A 15,801-nucleotide genomic window follows, 5' to 3' on the forward strand; every position below is an offset into this window, starting at 1 on the left:
CGGAGGGAAATAACCGCCATGATCCCGCGGGCATGGGAAAACCCACGCCCGATACCGTAGTATACGTGCGATCATATCGACCCAGCTCCCGATCCGCCTGTTGGCCGCATTCCGGCCCGGAGACCCGACGATGGACCTCGCACACCCCACCGCCCCGCCCGCCCACGCCGCGGACGCTTCTGCCACGTTGCGGCTCACGGGCAGCGTGCTGCGCCCTCTGACGCTCTCGCTCGACGCGTTGCGCGCGTATCCGGCCGTGACGAGCGCGCCGTTCGATCTGCGCTGCTACACCACCCAGCGCTTCATTCGCACCATCGAGCCTTACCGTGGCGTCCTGCTCACGGAACTGCTCGGCGACGCGGGGCTGCGCTGCGAAGCGCACGGCGACTTCAAGCGCATGGTCTTCGTGGCCAGCGGCCATGACGGCTACGCCGTCCCCTTCACGTGGCACGAGCTGTTCAACACACCGGTGGGCAAGCAGGTGATAGTCGCCTACGAATGCGGCGGCGCGCCCCTCGCCGAGGAAGACGGCGCGCCGGTGCTGTTTTCGGGCGCGGACCTCGTGCCCGCGCCGCGCCACGTCAAGCGCCTCGCGCGCATCGACGTGCGGGTGCTCGCGCCGTAAAGCGCACCCCGCGCAACGGTTGGCGTTTCCGTACCCGCAACATAGCGCGTGCGTTCTATGTGTGCGCGCCCAAGAAATGGCTTACTCCAGGCATCGCCCCAATGCGCGAATGACACGCCGCATGAGGGGCTTTACGACACCTGGAGACTCTCGCATGTCCAACGATGTTCGCTCACACCAGTACGTCCTGACCCTGTCCTGCCCGAGCGCCGCCGGACAGGTGGCCGCCGTCGCCAGTTTTCTGGACGGGCATCGTTGCTATATCGACGAGCTGACCGTCTTCGACGACGACATCAGCTCGCGCTTCTTCCTGCGCTGCGTCTTTCACGAAGTGATTCCGGGATCCAACGGCGAGCTCGACCTCGCGAGCCTGCGCAAGCAATTCGAGCCCACGGCGCGCACGCATGAGATGACGTGGGCGATCCACGATCTGCAGGTGCGGCCCAAGGTGCTGATTCTCGTCTCGAAGCTCGAGCACTGCCTGGCCGACCTGCTGTTCCGCTGGCGCATGGGCGAGCTGCCGATGGACATTGCGGCCATCGCCTCGAACCACCCCGATTTCGAGCCGCTCGCGCGCCAGCACGGGCTGCCGTTCCGGCACTTGCCGGTCACGCCGGAGACGCGCCAGCAACAGGAAGCCGCGATCCTCGATCTGTTCGAGTCGAGCGGCTCCGAGTTGCTCGTGCTCGCGCGCTACATGCAGATTCTGTCCGACGAAACGAGCAAGCGCCTCGCTGGTCGCGCGATCAACATCCACCATTCGTTCCTGCCTGGCTTCAAGGGCGCGCGCCCTTATCATCAGGCGCACGTGCGCGGCGTGAAGCTGATTGGCGCGACGGCGCACTTCGTTACCGACGATCTCGATGAAGGCCCGATCATCGAGCAGGAAGTGCAGCGCGTGGATCACACGTGCGATCCGGAACGGCTGCTCGCCGTGGGCCGCGATGTGGAGTGCGTGACGCTCGGGCGGGCCGTGAAGGCGTTTTTGGAGCGTCGCGTTTTCATTAATGACGGGCGCACGGTCGTGCTTTGATTTTTTTTTGCGGCGTTGGCCTTAACTTGTATTCGCGGCGGGCCGCAGGCGTTGCCCCTGTGCGGGGCGGCACCTACTTTTCTTTGCAGCCGCAAAGAAAAGTAGGCAAAAGAAAGCGGCTCACACCGCCAGTGTGACGCAGTCCACCACTGCCCTGTATATCGGAGTGGCTCCGGGGCATCCGTCTCCTCGCACACTCCGCCTTAGTGACAAAGGGCTCATGCTTCCCGCCGCGCGCTACGCGCGGGCGGAAGGGTCTGCAAGGAAAACCAGGCGGGCGGGCCGGCGAATGCGCTGGGGAGCCACCCGGTAAGTGTGCGAAGGTGCTGACCGGTAAATGCACTGGGGTTCTGACCGGCAATTGCGTTGGCGTGCTGATTGGTAAATGCGCCGGTGTGCTAACCGGTGAATGCACGGGCATGCTGGCTGGCGAATGCGTGGGCGAGCCACCGATCGAATACGCTGGAGTCCTACGAATACGCGTATATCCCATCGGTTTTGGTTATGCCCCACGGCGCGCGTAGCGCCGCCGGATGGATGAGCCCTTAGTCACTCCGCTATACGCCGCGTGGTGACAGACGCTCCGGAGCCGCTCCGATTTACAGGGCAGTGGTGAACGGCGTCACACTGGCGGTTTGAGCGGCTTTCTTTTGCCTACTTTTCTTTGCCGCGGCAAAGAAAAGTAGGTGCCGCCCCGCACAGGGGCAACACCTGCGGCCCGCCGCGAATACAGGTTAAGGCCAACACCCCCAGAAAAACCGCACACCAAACTAAAGCTGTTCCTGGCACCCCAGATGGCGGCGCTGCGCCTCCTGCGCGAGCCCGGCGAGCGCCACCTCGCTGAGCCTCGCCGTCACGCGCTGCGCATAGTCGTGATGCCGCCCTTCCAGCGCGGCGCCCAGGCAGCGCGCCCGCAGATAGCGCAGCAAGCCGATGCGCTGGTGCCCCCGCGCCATGCTTTGCTCGAGCAGCGCAAGCGCGGCGGCGGCGTCGCCGAGACTGGCGCGCTGATTGAGATCGACGGTTTTGGCGCGCGGCACGTGCGACACGGTGGAGGACCTTTTCGCGTGAATCAGCTGGATTCGGCTCAATTCGGCCTGGAGTGGCCTGGAGTCGGCTTGAAGCGGCCCTGAGCGGCCGGCGCGCGGCACCCGCTGCCACGCCTCGCCGAGTGTCGCCAACGCGGCGCCAAGCCGATAGAACAAATGCGCCGTGGCCGCGGAACGCCCGCGCCACGGGCCGCGCCGGCGCCCCGAAATTTCGCTTTGACGCAGATACCTGACGCATAATCACAAGTGAGCGCACGCCGGATCGGCGACGCTTGAGCGAACTGCATCGCCGCGGGTTTTGCGCATGTCCGGGCCGCAGACGTTCCTCGCATGCGTATTCCTGAGCCAGCCGCCGCCATGTCCGACCCGCTACCGATCGTTCCCTCGCCCGATGCCCAGCCCAAGGAGCGCATCCGCTTCGGCATCGTGCTGCTGCCCAATTTCACGCTCACCGCGTTTTCGGGCTTCGTGGACATGCTGCGCCTCTCGGCCGACGACGGCGACTACAGCAAGCCCGTGCGCTGCTCGTGGCGCGTGATCGGCGAGACGCTCGCGCCGGTGCGCGCGAGCTGCGGCATCCAGATCACGCCATGGGAGACCTTCGAGGATGCCGAGCCCGTCGACTACCTCGTGGTGGTAGGCGGCCTGCTGCATTCGGGCCCGCAGGCGAGCGAGGAAACACTGCGCTACATCCGCCGCGCGGCCGCGGGCAACACCACGGTCGTGGGCATCTGCACCGGCGTGTTCGCCTTGATGCGCGCGGGCGTGCTGGCCGATCACCGCATCTGCGTGAGCTGGTTCCACTACTGGGATTTCATTGAACGCTTTCCCACCGTGAATGCCGATGCACTGGTTGCCGACCGGCTCTTCGTGATCGACCGCCGCCGCATCACCTGCTCGGGCGGGCGCGCGTCGATCGACGTGGCCGCCGCGATCCTGCTGCGCCACTTCGATCACGCCACCGTGCAAAAGGCGCTGCGCATCCTGCTGGTGGGCGAAATGCAAAAGGGCAACGCGCCCCAGCCGCATCCGCCGGGCCTCGAGCCCGCCACGCATCCGAAGGTCAAGCGCGCGATCCTGCTGATGGAGCAACAGGTTGGACGCAACATTCCGCTCGAAGAGCTGGCCTGCAAGCTCAATCTCTCGCCGCGCCAGCTCGAACGGCTCTTCAAGGCGGAGACGGGCAAGAGCCCGCGCGCGTTCGCCAACGTGCTGCGCCTGCGCACGGCCGCATGGCTGCTCACGAGCTCGGACCGCACCGTGGCCGATATCGCGTCGAGCTGCGGCTTCGCGGACGCCTCGCATCTCGGACGCGAATTCCGCAAGCAGTTCGGCGTGCCGCCGATCATGTTCCGCGAGCAGCGCAGCGGGCAGGAGCCCTCGCAGATGGCGGACCTCGACGCGTTCTTTCGCAACGACCCGCTCGTGGCGGGCGAAACCAGCACGCCTGCCTCTTCTTCGTTGCACTAACTAATACGCACACTCGCCGCGCACCACGCGGCGAGCTTCTCATTCCGCCCCACGCCGCTCGTGGCTCGGCGCATGGCCGAATTGCACGCGATACGCCTTGCTGAAATGGCACGGTGAATTGAACCCGCAGACTGCCGTCACGCGCGCGATCGACGCATCGGTCGTGCGCAATAGCTCGCGCGCGCGCTTCAGGCGCAGCGTGAGGTAGTAGTGCGTGGGCGACACGTTCAGATAGGCCTTGAACATGCGCTGCAAATGCCGCTGCGAAAGCCGCACGAGGCGCGCAAGCTCTTCGAGCGAAAGCGGCTCGCGGATATTGGCCTCCATCAACCGCACGACCTCGACCAGCTCCGCGCGCGAGAAGCCCACGCGTGCGTCGACGGGAATCGGCTGCAAGTCGGTCGCGCCGCGAATGCGCTCGAGAATGAACTGCTCCGACACTTTCGCGGCCATCTGCTGGCCAAAGCGCGCGCCCACCAGATCGAGCATCAGGTCCAGCGGCGCCGTGCCGCCCGTGCAGGTCAACCGGTCGCGGTCGACCACGAAGAGCTCGTCGGCGAATTGCACGTGCGGAAAGCTTTCGTGCAGCGAGGAGAGATTCTCCCAATGCACGACGCAGCGGTAGCCGTCGAGCAGGCCGCTCGCCATCAGCGCGTAGGCGCCCGTGCAGATGCCGCCGAGTGGAATGCCCTGCTCAGCGAAGCCGTTCAGCGCGGCGCGCACGTTATCGTCCACGGCTTCCTGAATGCGAATGCCGCCGCAAACGATCATCACGTCGGGCAGATCGGCCGGGTCCGGCGCCTGGGCCGGACGCACCGAAATCCCGTTGCTCGCGCGGGCGGGCGCGCCGTCGAGCGTGTAGACCGACCAGCGGTAGAGATCACCGCGCCCGATGTAGTTGGCCATGCGCAAAACTTCGACGGCGCTCGAAAACGCGATCATCGAAAAGTTCGGTAATGTAAGGAACCCGAAATGCTGCAGCGAAGAAGCCGCCCTTGGTGCTTCGGCGGCCACGGCGGTGCCGGACGTCACATTGCGCCCCTATGGAGACAAACCTGCACAGACTGAGAACGAAGAACCGGCCCGCTGGCGCGAGCCGGTCCACCCGATAAGACAACTGCGATTACGGCAGATGCTGCGCCGTTCAGGCCTGCGCCACTACGGCGCGCGGACGAAACAACTGCTTGACGCCCGAGAACAGCGGCGCCTTCGCGGCACCCGGCGCGCGGCCGAAGCTCTCGGTAATGCGGTCGAGAATGATGGCGAGCAGCACCACCGAAAGCCCGCTCTCGAAGCCGAGGCCGATGTCCAGACGCTGAATGCTCGCGAGCACGTCGTTGCCGAGGCCGCCCGCACCCACCATCGAGGCGATGATCACCATCGAGAGCGCCATCATGATGGTCTGGTTCACGCCCTGCATGATTGACGGCAACGCATTGGGGAACTGCACCTTGTAGAGCAGTTGCCACGGCGTGCAGCCGAAGGCATGGCCCGCTTCCACGATCTCGCGGTTCACGTGCTTGATGCCGAGGCTCGTGAGACGCACGGCGGGCGGCATGGCGAAGATCACCGTCGAGAGAATGCCGGGCACGCGGCCCAGACCGAACAGCATCGCGGCCGGGATCAGGTAGACGAAGGCCGGCATCGTCTGCATCAGGTCGAGAATCGGCCTGACGATGGTATGCACGAGCTTGTTCTTGGCCGTCCAGATGCCGAGCGGAATGCCCAGCACGAGGCTAATGAGCGTCGACGAAAGCGTGAGCCCCAGGGTGACGATCATCTGGTCCCAGAAGCCAGTTGCATAGATGAGCAGCAGCGAAGCGGTGACAAAGATTGCGAAGCGCCAGCCCACGCGCCAAAGCCCGAGCGCGATGAAAAACGCCATCATGGCCCACATGGGAACGATTTGCAGGCCTTGTTCGATGAGCCTGGCGAAGCTTTCGATCGTCCGGCCGATGGCATCGAACGTGTTGGCATCGTGGTCGAGCAGATAATGAACCGACTGATCGACCCATTGGCCGAGTGGAATGAGCTCAGACATGGGCACCCCTGTTACGCGTAATGACCTTGAGGACGGCGGCCTGATCGATGGAACCGCAATAGCGGCCTTCATCGTCGACCACGGGCAATGCGGTGTTGGTCGCGCACACGCGTGAGACGACCTGCTCGAGCGGCGCGGCGCGCGAAATGCATTCGACCTTGCGCAACGAGGGCTTGTCCACGCCGATAGCATCGCGCGTGACGAAGCCGCTGATGCGGCGCTGCGCGTCGAGCACGAACGCGTATTCGTTGCTGCCGTTCAGCGAGGCGGCCACGCTCGTCTTGTCGAGGGTGCGGATGAGCGGCACGGCCTCGCGCTGCATCAGGTCGCCTGCGGTGAGATAGCGGCTCGTGTCGACGCCGTCGAAGAACGCGCGCACGTATTCATCAGCAGGATTGCTGATGATTTCCTGCGGGGTGCCGATCTGGACGATGCGGCCGCCTTCCATGATGGCGATGCGGGTGCCGATGCGCAGCGCCTCTTCCAGATCGTGCGAGACGAACATGATCGTGCGGCGCTGCTCCTTTTGCAGTTGCAGCAGCACGTTCTGCATTTCCTTGCGCTTGAGCGGGTCGAGTGCCGAGAAGGCCTCGTCCATGATCATGAGCGAGGGATTGACCGAGAGCGCCCGCGCGAGACCGACACGCTGCTGCATGCCGCCGGACAGCTCGGCGGGCAGCTTGTGCGCGAACTGCGCGAGGCCGACCTGTTCGAGCACCGTGAGCGCGCGCTGCTCGCGCTCCTTGCGCCCGACGCCGGCCACTTCGAGGCCGAAGGCCGCGTTCGAGAGGACCGTGCGCTGCGGCATGAGGGCGAACGACTGGAACACCATGCTCATGTCGGTGCGGCGCAGCGCGACCAGCTCGCGCTTCTTGACGGCGGCGATATCGCGGCCATCGATCACGACCTTGCCCGCGGTGGGCTCGACGAGACGATTGATGAGGCGAATGAGCGTGGACTTGCCGGAGCCCGAGAGCCCCATCAGCACGAAAATCTCGCCTTCGTTCACCGAGAACGAGGCGTTATTCACGCCAAGCACATAACCGGTTTTCGCGAACATCTCGTCCTTGGTGGCGCCGCTCGTAAGCAGCTCGCGTGCCACTTTCGGGTTCGGCCCGAAAACCTTGCATAGTCCATCGACTACGATCTTTGGCGATTTCATCGACTCCATCTCCTCGTCATGCAGGCGCCCGCCCGCTCTGTGTAACTACATAGTTGCCAGAAAAAACCCCGCCGGGATGGCTATTTGCGACAGGAGCTTATGAAAAAACGACACGATCGATGGGGGCTGCTGATCGTGCGCTTTTGCGCTTTCATATAGATTTCAGCGCATTCGCGATTTTTTGCGCTTTCGCGCCTTTGCATGTTGGCCTTAACTTGTTTTCGCGGCGGGCCGCAGGCGTTGCCCCTGTGCGGGGCGGCACCTACTTTTCTTTGCCGCGGCAAAGAAAAGTAGGCAAAAGAAAGCCGCTCACACCGCCAGTGTGACGCAGTTCACCACTCGCCTTATATCGGAGCGGCTCCGGAGCGTCTGTCACCACGCGACGTCACCCGGAGTGACTAAGGGCTCATCCATCCGGCGGCGCTCCGCGCCCCGTGGTGCATAACCAAAACCAGTGGGATTTATGCGTATTCGTAGGACTCCAGCGTATTTGGTCGGCAGAATTGCCGCGCATTCGCCGGCCGGCACGCCCGGTTTTCCATGCAGACCTTTCCGCCCGCGCGTAGCGCGTGGCGGGAAGAATGAGCCCCTTGTCACTAACGCGGAGTGTGCGAGGCGACGGATGCCCCGGAGCCGCTCCGACTTACAGGGCAGTGGGGGACGGCGTCACACTGGCGGTGTGAGCCGCTTTCTTTTGCCTACTTTTCTTTGCGGCTGCAAAGAAAAGTAGGTGCCGCCCCGCACAGGGGCAACGCCTGCGGCCCGCCGCGAATACAAGTTAAGGCCAAATCAAAAGGCGCAAAAGCACAGACCAGCAATCAAGGGCGGCCCGCAAAGCGCGCTATTCCACGCCTGCGAAGGGCGGCGCCGCCCTCATTACTGAAAGACCTTAAAGTCAGGCCCTCATTGGGCCCCCTGCGCCCAATCATTAACCCGATCGCCATGCGCGGCGATCCAAGTATCCGCTGCAGCCTCAGGCTTAGCCCCATTCTGAATAGCGAGCATCACGCTATCGATCTCACCCGGCTTCCACTGAAACTTCTTAAGAAAGGCGACCACAGGCGCCGCCTTCTTCTCCAGATCCGGATTCACGACACTATCAACGTGTTCCGCCGCGCCATAGACGTCCTTGGGATCCTCAAGAAAGCGCAGCTTATACTTGGCGAACATCCAATGCGGCGTCCAGCCCGTCACAATAACGGGCTTCTTGGCATTAACATCGCGCGCCAGCTCAGCCGTCATGGCACTCCCCGAACTCGGCATAACCGAATAATCAAGCCCATACTGCTTGACCGCCTCGTCGGTCTTCCTCATCACGCCTGCGCCAGCATCAATCCCAACAATGCGCCCACCAAACGCACTCTTCTGCGCATTGAGATCGTCGATACTCTTGGCATTCACGTAATCAGGCACCACAAGCCCAATCTTCGCACCCGGGAAGTTCGTCCCGAGATCGACCACCTTGTCCTTGAACTGCGCCCAGTACGCGCCCTGCGTCACAGGCAACCACGCGGAAAGCGTCGCATCCAGATCGCCGCGCGCCACGCCCTGCCACATGATGCCCGCCGCCACCGGCACCAGCTGCACCTGGTAGCCATAGCGCTTCTCAATGATGCGCGCCGCCACGTTCGACGTGGCCACGCTGTCGTCCCACCCCTCCACGTAGCCAATCTTCAGCGTCGGCTTGCTGTCCGCGAACGCCGAACCACTCAACGTCACCATCGCCGACATCACGCCGGTCCACAACAGTTTTTGCAGCAGCTTCACGGTCGATCTCCTCTAATTTGGACACGCACCCGTCGTGCATCTCCAGATTCCCCCGCCACAATCTGTTGTTATCGATGATTTGCGACGCTAACTTGTCGTTCTGCGACATGCGCTTAGGTGCCATGCGCGTTTTGCGACATGCGCGTTTTGCGACATGCGCGTTTTGCGACATGCACGGCGCCGACATGCGCGTCGGCGACATGCGCGTCGGCGACATGCGCGCACCCAGCGCGCGCCCGGACGCCACGCGCCGGGCAACGTGTTCGTCTGGTCCTTGCCGTGCGTTACTTGTCGATCACGAGATCGGACAGCGGCTTCGAGCAGCACATCAGCGCCATGCCCTGATCGATTTCGCGCTGCCGGATGCCGCCGTTATGCTTCATCTGCACCTGGCCCGAGACCAGCTTGACCTTGCAGGTCCCGCACATGCCCTGCGCACACGACGAAGGCAGCCGTACGCCGGCCTGGCGCGCGGCCTCCAGCACGTGCTGGTTCGTGCCGCACTGGATCTCGCGATTGCTCTTCGCAAACGTGACCTTGAACGTCGCGGCTTCATCGCCCGTTTGCGCCGGCGCTTCGGCCAGCGCCTCGGCCTGCGTCTCGGGCTCGCTCGCGTTGAGCGTCTCGAACGAGAAGCTCTCTTCGTGATAGCGCTCGCGCGGGAAGCCGGCTTCCTCGAGCAGGTCGCGCACGGCCTTCATGTACGGTGCGGGCCCGCAGGTGAAGATCTCCCGCTCCATGAAGTCCGGCGCAATCAGCTTCAGCAGCGGCAGCGTGAGAAAGCCAGTCACGCCGGGCCATGCGGTGCGCGCGCCCACCCGCTCGCAAACGAACGAGGTGCGGAAGTGCGTATGGCTAGCTGCGATCAGCTCGAGCTCGCGCGCGAAGATGATGTCGTCGGGCGTGCGCGCGCTATGCACGAACACGATGTCGCGATCCTCTGCGAGATCGTGGTGCGCGCGGCTCATCGACATCAGCGGCGTGATGCCCGAGCCCGCGGAAAGGAACAGGTACTTGTTGGCCGGATGGCGCGCGCAGGTGAATTCGCCGCCCGGCCCGAGCACGCGGATCGACGCGCCCGGCTGCAGGTTGTCGTGCAGCCAGTTCGACACCTTGCCGCCCGGCACGCGCTTGACTGTGATGGAGATCGTGTGCGGCCGCGCCGGCGACGACGAAATCGTATAGCACCGGTTCACCGGCTCGCCGTCGATCTCCAGTTCGAGCGTAACGAACTGTCCCGGCTCGAACGAAAAGGTGCGTCCTTGCGGCGAACGAAAGAAAAAGCTCTTTACGTCGTGCGTTTCCTGCCGCACATGGCAGCACACGAGCGTCTCCTCGGCATCGCTGGTCCAGCGCTCCGCCAGCGTGCCCCAGAAGGCCGGGCGCGTCACCCGGCTGTCCGTGGGATCGAATTGGGCCGCATCTCGCATCATGTCAAACTCCGCTCTACTCGCGCACCAGGGCGCCGATCTTTTCGGCAAGACGGCCGACATACCAGGCCGTGAATTTTTCTACGAGACCCTCGGTGTACGGCGAGTACGGGCCCGGCTCATAGGCGCTGCTACCCGCGCCGCGCTGCGAATACTCCACCAGCGTGCGGTCCTGGTCGTTGGTCGCGTTCCAGACGGCGGTGAGATTCGCCACGTCGTAATCGACGCCTTCCACCGCGTCCTGGTGCACGAGCCAGCGCGTGCGCACGAGCGTTTCGCCAGCCGAGAGCGGAATCACCGAGAACGAGACGATATGGTCACTCATGAAGTGATGCCACGAGTTCGGCTGCGTCCAGAACGAGAGGCCGCCGAGATCGGCCGTGCGGAACTCGCCGAGCAGCTTCTTCGATGCGACCTTGGCGTCGAGCGTCTGCGATTCGCCGCTGCGGTCGAGCGGCAGGCGCTGCGTGCGAAAGCCGGTCACGTCGAGCAGCTTTTCGACTTCGACGGACGGCAGGTTCAATGCTTCCCACTGCTTCGCGCGTTCGACGCAGGTGCGCTCGAAGGCGTCCATGCCTTCCGCGTTCGCGTCCGAGCGCTGATAGCCGAAGCCGTATTCGTAGAGCGAGATCGTCAGCTCGGGGTGGTTCGCGACGCAGTGATAGCACTCGCGATTGTTCTCCATCACGAGCTTCCAGTTGCCCTTCTCGACGATGTCGATCTGCGCGGCCACCTTGCAGTTCGGCAGATCGTGCGGCAGCAAATACGGCTCCATCGCGGCGCGCATCATCTCGAAGTCGGCGGGCGGCTCGTCGGCGAGGCAGATGAAAATCAGGCCTGCCAGGTTCTGTACGTGGACCTGCTTGAGGCTGTGCTTGCAGCGGTCGAACTGCTCGCCCATGTGCTCGGCGAACATCAGCTCGCCGGTCAGGTTGTAGGTCCAGCTGTGGTACGGGCAGACGATGTTGCCCACCGTCCCCTTCTGCTCGTTGCACAGCCGCGCGCCGCGATGGCGACACACGTTATGAAACGCGCGCACTTCCATGTCGTCGTCGCGCACGATCAGGATCGACTCGCCGGCCAGCTCGACCGTTACGTAGTCGCCCGGCTCCGGAAGTTCCGGTTCCGTGGCCACCTGAATCCAGTGTTGACGGAAAATCGCCTCCATGTCGAGCGCGAAAATGTCCTCGCTGCGGTAAAAGGGTGCCTCGAGGCTGTAACCCGCCTGGCGCCGCTCAACCAGCGCGCGAATGTCTGCCGATACGTTCATCGTTTGCTCCGGATTTTTCATCCCTGGTTCTTGCCAACAGATCAGCAAATATCAGTAATCGATGAGTTGATGCTCGCGCAAATACGCAAGGATCACTTGTGCTTTTTCGACCGAACTCCCCTCAATTACGACGCTCCCGCCGCGGCTTTCGGTCGTCACCGCAGAGAGCATCCGGGCATGCCCGGAGCGCTTCTCGGGCGCGGCGAGCTTGACCGGCTTGCGCTCGACGGGGCCGACCTGCCAGGCGGCGGCTTCGTCGCTCGCAAAGCGCGTGGCGCGTTGGGGCCGGATCGTGCCCGCGCGCAGCCGCGCATAGGCGTACTGCGGCTCGGCGTTGGCGAGCGGATGCACGGCGATCACCGCCGGCAGCGCCGTTTCCACGCGGCGGCGCAGCCCCTTGGGCAGGAACTGGCGGACCGTTGCGCGGCCTCCTTTTGCGTCCACTGCGACGTCGATGTCCACCGCGCTGCCCACCAGCGGCGAGCCTAGTGCAGCGGCCACGCTGTACGGCAGCATGCCGCTGTCGTGGGCGCCTTCGGCGCGCGTGCCGGTCAGCACGAGGTCGTAGCCACGCACACGCTCGGCGAGCGCGCGCGCCGCGTCGTCGCCTGGCGCGCAGGCGAGCACTTCGACTTCACGCGCGCCCAGCGCGAGATATTCGGTCAGCGCCGGTTCGTTGGCGTCGCCCGCGTGGATCACGTCGAGTTGCGCGCCATGCTGGCCGGCGAGCTTGCGGCCGATCTCCAGCGCCTGCGCATCGTTGCGGCTATAGCGCGGCGCGCCGCTCACGGGATGGCGGCCCGCGGAAACCAGCACCGCGATGCGTTCTAACTGTCGTTGCGCGCTCATGCGGCCACTCCTGCGGGTTGACGTTGTTCGGCGGCGGCCGGGGCTTGCCCGCGCGTCGCGCGCGCGCTCTGCACCTGCTGGATCAGCGCGGCGATGGTCTGCTGCGCGTCGCCCACCACGGTCAGGTTCGCGCGCTTCGCGATCGGCGCGCTGCCGTCGAGATTCACGGCAATCACGTGGCGGCAGTCCTTGATGCCCTGCAAATGCTGGACAGCCCCGGAAATGCCGAACGCGATATACACGCTCGCCTCGACCGTCTTGCCGGTCGCGCCCACCTGCTTGTCGCGCGTGAAATGGCCGTTGTCCACGGCCACGCGGCTCGCGCCAATGGCCGCGCCGAACGCGCCCGCGAGGCGTTCGAACGAGCCGATGTCGGTCACGCCGTTGCCGGCCGAGACGATGAAGTCCGCTTCTTCGAGCGCCACCTGGGCGGCGTCGATTTCCTCGAGGCCCAGATCGCGATAGGGTTGCCCGATATCGCCGGCCGGGCGAATGAAGTCGCCCGCGAGGCGCTCGCCCGCGCCCACGAACGGCAGCTTCGCGTCCACCGCGTTGGGCTCGAGCAGAATTACATCGGGCAGCGCGCGCGTTGCAAAAGCGCGCTTCGCCTGTTCGTATGCGCCCACGTGCTTCGCATCGATCTCGACCACGTGCGTCGCCACGCTCGCGCCCGCTGCAGCCGCATAGCGGCGGCCCAGGTCGCCGCCGCCGGTTGCGTTGTCGGGCACGAACACGTGCCTGGGCGCGAGCGCCGCGGCGCAGGCCTGCAACGCGCGCAGCTCGGTTTCGGGCGCGAACACGCGGCGCTCGAAGCCCGGCAGCTCGATCAGCTTGTCCACGCCGAGCGCCGCTGCATCGTCCTTCAACTCGCCGAACACGAGCAGCGCCACTTCGGTTTGCGCATCGGCCAGCAGCGCCGCTGCAGCGATGGTCTGGCACGTGTGGTCGTCGAGCGCGCCGCGCTCGGCATGCGCCACCACCAGCATGATTTGCTTCGGATCGCTAACCTGACGGCGTGGCTTCGCAGCGGCGGCGCCATGCGCATGGCTGCTCCAGTGCGCGGCGCTTTCATCCGCGCTGCCGCTCTCGCCAAGCGTGATGCGCCTGAGCCCGGCCGCCGTAATGATGAAGGGGCGGCGCGGATCGATTCGTTTGATCGCGTTCATCGGTTCACTCCAGCGAAGCAGCAACGAGTTCGGCCACGTCGAGCACCTCGGGGCGCGGACCCACGACGCCTTCGAGCATTGCCGTGCAGTTCGGGCACGCCACGGCGACCACTTCGGCGCCCACCGCCTTCGCATCGGCGATGCGGATATCGGGAATGCGCTGCTTGCCCGGGATATCGGTCAGCGGCGCACCGCCGCCACCGCCGCAGCAGCGTCCGCGCATGCCGTTGCGCTCCATCTCCACCACCTGAATGCCGATGGTCTTGAGCAGCTTGCGCGGCGCTTCGGTCTCGCCGTTGTAGCGGCCGAGATAGCAAGGATCGTGATACGTGGTGCGCTTCTCGCGCAGCGCCTCGACGGCCTTCGGCGCGATCTTTCCGCTCGCGGCGAGCTCGGCGAGGAAGGTCGTGTGATGCAGCACCTCGTAACGCGTGCCGAGCGCGCGGTATTCGTTGCGCAGGCTGTGCATCACGTGCGGATCGGCGCTCACGATGCGCTTGAAGCTGAGCTTCGAAAGCGTGCCCATCATTTGCTTGGCCATGCGCTGGAACGTTGCCTCATCGCCCAGACGGCGCGCCACGTCGCCCGTATCCGTTTCCTGGCCGCCGAGCACGGCGTAGCTCACGCCCGCCTTGTTGAGCACCTTCACGAGCGCACGCAGCGTGCGCTGATAGCGCATGTCGAATGCTCCCTCGCCCGCCACCAGCAGCACGTCCACGGGCTTGCCCGGTTGCGCGATAGGCGCGTTCAGGTCCACCGACCAGTCGTAACGCGCGGCCTTGTCGTAGCCGCCCATCGTGCCCGTCTCGCGCAGGTTCGCGAGCACTTCGGGGCCCTTGCCCGGCACCGTGCCGTGCACGAGCGTCTGGTTGCGGCGCATGTCGACGATGGCGTCCACATGCTCGATCAGCATCGGGCACTCCTGCACGCAGGCGCGGCAGGTGGTGCACGACCACAGCGTTTGCGCTTCGATCAGGCCCGAGACGATCGGGCCGCCGGGTGAGCCAGCATGCTGGCCGACCTTGATGCCAGGCGTCGGGCTGCCCGCGTAGGCCGCGTCGGTGCCGCCCGCCATGCCCACCACGAGATCCTGAATCAGCTTCTTCGGATTGAGCGGCTGGCCTGAAGCGAAGGCGGGGCACGCGGCTTCGCACTTACCGCACTGCACGCAGGCGTCGAAGCTCAGGAGCTGGTTCCAGCGAAATTCAACGGGTTTCGCAACGCCATACTCCTGCTGCTCGATATCGGGCAGCTTGAGCGCCGTGGGCGGCGTGGCCGTGCCGTTGCCGGTCCAGCCGTCACGTGTGGCGGCGAAGCGCTCCTGGCGCGGATGGAACGCGAGGTGCAGCAGGCCCGCAATCGCGTGCTTCATCGGGCCGCCCTTGGCCGCGCCGAACGTCATCGCGAACGCGCCCACGCCAATCAGCAGCGCGCAGAGCACCGCGAAGCCGCCCGACATCGCGCCGGTCGGCACGAGCATGAACAGCACGAGGCCGAGCGCGAACGAGCCGAGCACCCAGGGCAGCGTATTCCACGGTCCCTTCGACAGACGCGCGGGCACGTTCTTCGCGTGACGGCGGCGCCACACGAACACCACGCCAACCAGCATCGCGAGCGCCGCGAGGAAGATCAGCTTGTCGAGCCACGGCGAGTAGATCGCGAGCCCGTAGTTCACGAACACGAGAGCGAGCGCCGCAATCGCGCCGCCCGCAGTCGCCACGTGCGTCTTCGCGATATACGGGTCGCGCGCGACCACGTGGTGCAGATCGACGAAATAGCGTTTCGGAATGCTGAACAGCTTGGTGAAACCGAAAGCGCCGAACGAGCCAGGCGCCGCAGCGCGCCCGACGCGCCAGTAAGCGGCCCGCTTCGCGACGGCGAACGCGAGGCCCGCCATCGACAACCACAGCAGTGCGGTAATGAGCCAGGTCGGGTTCAT

At 65.0% G+C, this 15,801-nt stretch carries 13 protein-coding genes; 3 read left to right on the forward strand and 10 right to left on the reverse strand.

Going from position 1 to position 15,801, the window contains the following annotated elements:
* Positions 1 to 130: 130 nt before the first annotated feature.
* Complete coding sequence (locus E1956_RS31465; protein WP_134756590.1) at positions 131 to 625, forward strand: molybdopterin-dependent oxidoreductase; 495 nt, start codon at positions 131 to 133, stop codon at positions 623 to 625.
* Between the two features lie 154 nt (positions 626 to 779).
* Complete coding sequence (purU, locus tag E1956_RS31470; protein WP_134756592.1) at positions 780 to 1,658, forward strand: formyltetrahydrofolate deformylase; 879 nt, start codon at positions 780 to 782, stop codon at positions 1,656 to 1,658.
* A 770-nt stretch (positions 1,659 to 2,428) separates the two neighbouring features.
* Here purU and E1956_RS31475 read toward each other — a convergent pair.
* On the reverse strand, positions 2,429 to 2,839 hold the full coding sequence (locus E1956_RS31475) for a hypothetical protein (protein ID WP_335930010.1): 411 nt from the start codon (positions 2,837 to 2,839) through the stop codon (positions 2,429 to 2,431).
* Positions 2,840 to 3,064: 225 nt separating this feature from the next.
* On the opposite strand from E1956_RS31475, the gene E1956_RS31480 reads away from it, so the two are divergent.
* Positions 3,065 to 4,177, forward strand: a complete 1,113-nt coding sequence (locus tag E1956_RS31480) for a GlxA family transcriptional regulator (protein WP_134756594.1) — start codon at positions 3,065 to 3,067, stop codon at positions 4,175 to 4,177.
* 39 nt (positions 4,178 to 4,216) lie between these two features.
* On the opposite strand, the gene E1956_RS31485 is transcribed toward E1956_RS31480, so the two are convergent.
* The 9 genes from E1956_RS31485 to E1956_RS31525 form a co-directional block, all read right to left on the reverse strand.
* Complete coding sequence (locus tag E1956_RS31485; RefSeq protein WP_134756596.1) at positions 4,217 to 5,209, reverse strand: GlxA family transcriptional regulator; 993 nt, start codon at positions 5,207 to 5,209, stop codon at positions 4,217 to 4,219.
* Positions 5,210 to 5,321: 112 nt separating this feature from the next.
* A complete protein-coding gene (gene choW, locus E1956_RS31490) occupies positions 5,322 to 6,218 on the reverse strand; it encodes a choline ABC transporter permease subunit (protein WP_134756598.1) in 897 nt (298 codons plus the stop codon).
* Positions 6,211 to 7,380, reverse strand: a complete 1,170-nt coding sequence (locus E1956_RS31495; protein ID WP_134756600.1) for a quaternary amine ABC transporter ATP-binding protein — start codon at positions 7,378 to 7,380, stop codon at positions 6,211 to 6,213. The genes choW and E1956_RS31495 overlap by 8 nt, the downstream gene beginning before the upstream one ends.
* 903 nt (positions 7,381 to 8,283) lie before the next feature.
* The gene (locus E1956_RS31500) at positions 8,284 to 9,147 is read right to left on the reverse strand and encodes a glycine betaine ABC transporter substrate-binding protein (protein ID WP_134756601.1); all 864 of its coding nucleotides are present in this window, start codon (positions 9,145 to 9,147) and stop codon (positions 8,284 to 8,286) included.
* Between the two features lie 284 nt (positions 9,148 to 9,431).
* Positions 9,432 to 10,580 (reverse strand): FAD-binding oxidoreductase, encoded by a 1,149-nt coding sequence (locus E1956_RS31505; RefSeq protein ID WP_134756603.1) that lies wholly within the window; start codon positions 10,578 to 10,580, stop codon positions 9,432 to 9,434.
* Positions 10,581 to 10,593: 13 nt separating this feature from the next.
* Entirely contained in the window at positions 10,594 to 11,847 is a 1,254-nt protein-coding gene (locus tag E1956_RS31510) for an aromatic ring-hydroxylating oxygenase subunit alpha (protein ID WP_134756605.1), read from the reverse strand.
* Positions 11,848 to 11,898: 51 nt separating this feature from the next.
* A complete protein-coding gene (locus E1956_RS31515; RefSeq protein ID WP_134756607.1) occupies positions 11,899 to 12,696 on the reverse strand; it encodes an electron transfer flavoprotein subunit beta/FixA family protein in 798 nt (265 codons plus the stop codon).
* Positions 12,693 to 13,862: an electron transfer flavoprotein subunit alpha/FixB family protein gene (locus tag E1956_RS31520; RefSeq protein ID WP_134756609.1), complete on the reverse strand. Its 1,170-nt coding sequence runs from the start codon at positions 13,860 to 13,862 to the stop codon at positions 12,693 to 12,695. The genes E1956_RS31515 and E1956_RS31520 overlap by 4 nt, the downstream gene beginning before the upstream one ends.
* Before the next feature lie 4 nt (positions 13,863 to 13,866).
* Positions 13,867 to 15,801, reverse strand: coding sequence for a (Fe-S)-binding protein (locus E1956_RS31525; RefSeq protein ID WP_134756611.1), 1,935 nt, complete (start codon positions 15,799 to 15,801; stop codon positions 13,867 to 13,869).

Source organism: Paraburkholderia pallida, from assembly GCF_004524855.1.
GTDB classification, from domain to species: Bacteria; Pseudomonadota; Gammaproteobacteria; order Burkholderiales; family Burkholderiaceae; genus Paraburkholderia; species Paraburkholderia oxyphila.